Below are 5,311 nucleotides of genomic sequence, written 5' to 3' on the forward strand. Positions count from 1 at the left end.
CGCGGCCCAGTCCACATCGGTGAGGCCATGCGTGTCTATCGCGCCGCGCGCCGGGTGGAGGTATTCGACGCAGTGGTCGCCACGCCAGAACTCGCGCGCGAAATTCGCGCGGATGCGTTGCGCGAGCGCGGCCCAACGCGCGCGGTTCGGCTCGTCGCCTGCGCGCGCGTTCAACGCCGCTGCCCGTTCGAGCGCGTCCACGGCGTAACACTGCGACACGCCGTCCCACTCGATGCGCGTGGGCATCTCGACGTAAAACCCGGCGCCGCCGACCCGCCCCCCGGGCGTCGTCAGCGATTCGAGATACCCCATGGCGAGATTGAGGCTTGGCAGGTTGGCGCGCAGCCAAGCGTCGTCCAGCGTGTGGGCGTAGATCGCGTGCGCGTTGTGCGCATACGTCACAGGCCCCAGCGCGCGCAGCGGGTCGCCCGGGCACCAGTGGGTGTACAAACCCTCGCCGTTCGCATTGACCATGATCGGCAGATGCCCGTCCGGCTTCTGGCGCTGCTTCACATACGCCCAATTCGCCAGCACCTCCGCCGAGCGTCCCAGGTACAGCAGCGCGTGGCTCAACTGATGCCCGTCCAGACTGGGGTAGGAGTTTGCGAAACCGAAGCCCTGCCCGTCCGCGCACACGCAGAAATAGCCGAAGAATACGTCCGGATTCAGCGCCTTCAGCACGTTATCCTGCGCCGCATGCCGATAGACGTCGTTCAGCCACGCCTCCGGACACTGCAGGGTACACGCGCCGGCCCCATCGGTTGCTGTCTCACTGCCCGAGGCTGTCGAACCTACCCCCGCAGCCACAACCGCGCACACGCACCCCTCCAGGAAATCCCGACGACCCATACCGCGCATGACAACCCCGCTTTCTCCTACCTTGTTCCACTCGAAACCGCACCAAGAGTGTAGCTGCCCGTGGACGGGTTCGTGCCCGGCGTCTCCGCGAGCGCGAGCACGCCCACGAGCGCATACGTCCGCTGCCGGTCGCCCACGGTCCACGACCCGGACTCGCCCGCGTATTCGCAGTAGAAATAGGGGACAGTCCCGTCTCCCACGCGAAGCGCGTGGGCGCTTGGTACAGTCCCCGATCTTGTCACCGTCCGGCCCCAATCGTCATACGTGAAATCCATATCGACCACGCCATCTATGGTCCACTTCGTCAACTCGTTCGCGCTATTATACCCGTAAGTCCAGGAATCCGGCTCGTCCGCGGCGAGTTCCACCTCATGGATGCGGTGCGTGCCCGCCGCGTCGCACCCTCTCCGTCATTCCCGCGAAAGCGGGAACCCAGCACACAAAACAAACCGGTCATTCCCGCGCTGGCGCGGGAATGGCGTATTCCGCTGGGTACCCGCTTTCGCGGGTATGACGGTGGGGGCGCCCGACAGGATGCGCGTCATGTCCTCGCCCGGCAAACCGCGCCAGACCTCGATGTACTCGGTATTCCGGAAATTGGTGGATGTCCCCTCTTCCGCTCTATTTCACACAATGGCTAGACAAGCCGTCACAGCGCGCCGGTGTCGATGATTACTTTGCCGAAGGGGCCGCGTTGAAGATGCGCGAACGCTTCCTGCACGCCGGTCATGGGAAACACACGGTCGATGATGGGCCGCAATCCGGCGGTGCCGAGCCTGCCCACGATCTCCTCCCAGGCCCGGCGCGCTTCATCGGCCTTGTACGCGCTGACGCTGATGCCCTCGATGCGGATGCACTTGTGGATCAACAAGCCCACGGTGACCTCCGCGTTCAACCCCGCGAGCAGCCCCACGACAATGATCCGTCCGCCGAACCCGACCATGCGCGCGCACCGGTTCAGATGCGGTCCGCCGAGGTTCTCGACGATGAGGCCGATGGGGCCGTTGCCTGCCGCGTTCTTGACCTGCTTCTCGATATCCGGCGCGGCCGCGTCAAGCGCCATAGCGCCGAGCGATTCCAGGCGCGCGCGTTTTTCCGGGCTGCGCGAGAGCGCCAGCACGCGCGCGCCCAGGGAGTTGGCGAGCATGACCGCCGCCGTGCCGACGCCGCCGGAAGCGCCCGTGACCAGCACCGTCTGGCCGGCCTGCAGTCCCCCGCAAATGACGAGCGCGTGCCAGGCAGTGAGGTATACGAGCGGCGCCGCGGCACCTTCCCGCACGGTCCAGCCGGCGGGCAGCGGCGCGAGCCAGTCCTCCGGGACCGCCGCGCACTCCGCCAGCGTGCCCTGCTCCGAGATACCGGTCAGGCCGCCCAGCAACACCACCTGATCGCCCGCGCGGAAGCGGCCGCCCGGGCACGCCTGCTCCACGACGCCCGCGCCGTCGCGGCCCGGCGTAAAGGGAGGCGCGCCCGCCCGCGGATACTGGCCCAGCACGAGGTAATGGTCCGCGGGGTTCAACGCGGCCGCGGCCATGCGCACAAGCACTTCGCCCGTTTTCGGCACAGGCACCGCCACTTCTTCAAGACGCAAATTCCCGATCTTTCCCGGCTCGTGAAACCGCCATGCCCGCATCGATTATGGTCTCCCTCGTATTTCTTGTGCCGTCCGGCTGTCGGCGCCGCGCGAACGGCTAGAAGCCAAAGGTCATTTGGTCCCGGGGCGCACGCCCCGGTTCCGGCTCGGCAGCAGATGTTCCCGTTGCATGGTGCTGAGGGGGTTCTCCGGCGCGGTCCTGTTCCGGCGCCGCCGCCGCAGGCTCCGGATAATCAGGCTGCGCGAGACCGTCCGGACCGGCGTCCGGACAGGACGCCTCGGCGTACGCGGACGCCAACTGCCCGCGCAAGACCTCGGCGAGCGCGTCCGACGCGCGCAGGGCTTCCTGCTGCGAGCGCAGGCGCGCGAGCAGGGCAGGCAGCACCCCTTCCAGCGAGTCGTGCGCGCCCTGCGCGGCGCTCCCCGGCGCCGCACCGGGTAGGCCCATCCCACCGGGTATCTCCACGACCTCCGCACAGGTCAGAGCGGAACACTCGCGCAGCAACGATTCTGCTTCCCGCAGAAGCGCTTGGCGACGAGCCGCCGTTCGCCGCTTGCGGGCCCGTCCCCAGAGCGTTTGCGCGCCCGTGAGAAGGCAGAGGCAGCCGAGCAGCAACGCCATGGCGCGGCCGGACTCGGGGCGCGGCGGGGGCGCCCCGGCGGCAAACTGCACGGCAGCGGGATGCAGCGCCAGCGGCGCGACCGCTCCGGCCTCGCGCGCGTCCGCGCTTTTCTGGGCGCGCCGGGCCAGCGCCTCGACCTTGGCATCGGGGGCGTCCACGCGCGCATAGAGCAGCGCGGTGACGGCGACCGTCGGCAGCGGCCCCGACTCGGGCGGCGGGATGCTGTGTTCGGGGCCGTAGAGTCCCGCGGGAATGACATCAGCGAACAAACCGGGTATCCGCAGCGCGAGCGCCTCGGCTTCGGGAATGGGCACGAGCGTATACCAGCCTGTGGCGAACAGCTCCGTGACGATGGGCTCATTATGCCCGCACAGAAGCAGCGCGGCGCCGATCTGCCCCTCCAGAAACGCTTCCTCCAGGTCGGCGTTATGCTCGGTGGTCAGTTGCGGCGGGTTCGCGGGCGCGCAGGATTCGAGCAGGGCCGAAAACAGCTCTATGGCATAGGCGTCCGCGTGGCCCGTGCCCACCTTCCTGCCCGCGAGGTCCGCCAGACCCTGGACGGCGGCGCCGGCGGGCACGATCACGTGCAGGTGGCGCCGCCCGAGATTCGCCACGCCCGCCAGGCCTTCCTGACCGGCCAGCGCAATGCTCAGCGCGTAGCCTGCGTCCGCGCCGCCATCGCGCACGCGCGTCACGGCGTCCTCGAACGACTCCGAATGTGCGAACTGCACGGTGTAGCCGTCCGGGTGGTCCGGCGCGCCCAGCGCGGGCTCGGGCAGCGATTTCTCGGCCGCGATGGCAATCCGCGAGCCGCCGGGCACGGCGCGGCCTGCCCCGACATGCGCGATGAACCGCGTCGCGGCGCCGGGCGCGACAATGAGTACGAGACCGCACAGTGTCAACGCCGCGCCGGCGGCAACCAGCACGCTCTCGATAAATACGAATCGACCCGACGCCCGCATTCTGATCGCCCCGCGTCTTTAGCCGGGTCATGATACCACAGGAACAGCGCGCGAATCGCCGCATCCGCGCCGGACTGGACACGAGCGCGCGCGCTGCCCTAGTATCCGGATGCGTTTGCAGGACCCCGCGGCAGCGCGCCCCAAGGCCCCTGCTCAGCCCGCCACGGGATGACCGAACCCATCGCCCGGACGCGATGAAAAGATGCGCAAACGGTGAACCGGATTCTCATAGGCCTCTTGGCAGGGATGTTTGTGTGGGCCGCCGCCACGGCGCGCTGCGACGAGCTTGAGCGGGGCATCTTCCGCATCCAATTTCATCCAAGCGACCGCGCGACCGCGGAGCACGCTCTGCACGTGTTCGACGAGGCGATCGCCGAGTTCGGCCACGAACTGCCGCCGGGCGGCGAGCCTGTTCGCGTCATCATCGCCCACGATATCCAAACCTTCTCCGCCTATGCGCAATCCTTCGGCGGGGTCGAGGTCTCGGGCCTTGCCCGCTCGGAAGAGGGATTGATTGTGGTCAAGGCGCCGCACCTGCGCTACGCGCACAGCGATTTCCGGGGCACCCTGCGCCACGAACTGGTCCACGTCCTGCTCGCGCGCAACACGAACCCCGACTATCTCCCCCGCTGGCTCAACGAAGGCATCTGCATGAGCCTCGCCAACGAGTACTATTGGAACAGCCTCTTCCACATTGCCCGGATGTACGTGCACAACCGCATCATCGACTACGAAGACCTCGACATGCGCTTCCGCGCGCCAGGCGACGAAATCGCATTCGGCGATGCCTACGCCCAAGCGCTCTCGATGACCCGGTTCCTGAGAGACAGGTTCGGCGACGACGTGTTCTGGAAGATTGTGCGCGGCACGCGCACGGACGTGCTCGGCTCGGCGCTGCGTGAGCACACGGGCATGACCGTGCGCGATTTCTGGATGGCCTACCGTGCTTCGCTCTGGAAAATCGCCCTGATAGGAATGATTGGCTCGGGTTCCGTATTCGGCTTTCCCGCCATACTGCTCGTCATCGCGTATTTCCGGAAACGGCACACCAACCGGCGGCTGATCGCCCAGTGGGCGCGCGAAGAGGAAGACGAAGACGTCATCCTCTCCTGGGACGACGTCTCGGAAGGCCCCTACGACTGGGAAGAAAGAGACGAAGACGACAGGTGAGCCGCCGCGTCGCGCGTTGAGCCTGCGGCGGAAAAGCAGGCCGGGCCTGATTCTTGCATCAGCGCCGAGACTCCGCCGGATTGACATCCCGTGCGCTTCCGCTG

General features: G+C 67.6%; 5 protein-coding genes. 1 reads left to right on the top strand and 4 read right to left on the bottom strand.

Annotated features, from left to right (window positions below):
- From KA184_23000 to KA184_23015, 4 genes are all read right to left on the bottom strand, one after another.
- Positions 1 to 858: hypothetical protein (locus tag KA184_23000; GenBank protein ID MBP8132458.1), on the bottom strand; the 858-nt coding region annotated here is incomplete at its 3' end.
- Between the two features lie 17 nt (positions 859 to 875).
- Entirely contained in the window at positions 876 to 1,226 is a 351-nt protein-coding gene (locus KA184_23005) for a hypothetical protein (protein MBP8132459.1), read from the bottom strand.
- A 281-nt stretch (positions 1,227 to 1,507) separates the two neighbouring features.
- Entirely contained in the window at positions 1,508 to 2,491 is a 984-nt protein-coding gene (locus KA184_23010) for a zinc-binding dehydrogenase (GenBank protein MBP8132460.1), read from the bottom strand.
- 58 nt (positions 2,492 to 2,549) lie between these two features.
- Positions 2,550 to 4,037, bottom strand: a complete 1,488-nt coding sequence (locus tag KA184_23015; GenBank protein MBP8132461.1) for a hypothetical protein — start codon at positions 4,035 to 4,037, stop codon at positions 2,550 to 2,552.
- 213 nt (positions 4,038 to 4,250) lie between these two features.
- Between KA184_23015 and KA184_23020 the strand changes: the two genes are divergently transcribed.
- Complete coding sequence (locus KA184_23020) at positions 4,251 to 5,207, top strand: hypothetical protein (GenBank protein MBP8132462.1); 957 nt, start codon at positions 4,251 to 4,253, stop codon at positions 5,205 to 5,207.
- The last annotated feature ends 104 nt before the right edge of the window (positions 5,208 to 5,311 follow it).

Source organism: Candidatus Hydrogenedentota bacterium, from assembly GCA_018005585.1.
In the GTDB taxonomy this organism is placed as follows: domain Bacteria; phylum Hydrogenedentota; class Hydrogenedentia; order Hydrogenedentales; family JAGMZX01; genus JAGMZX01.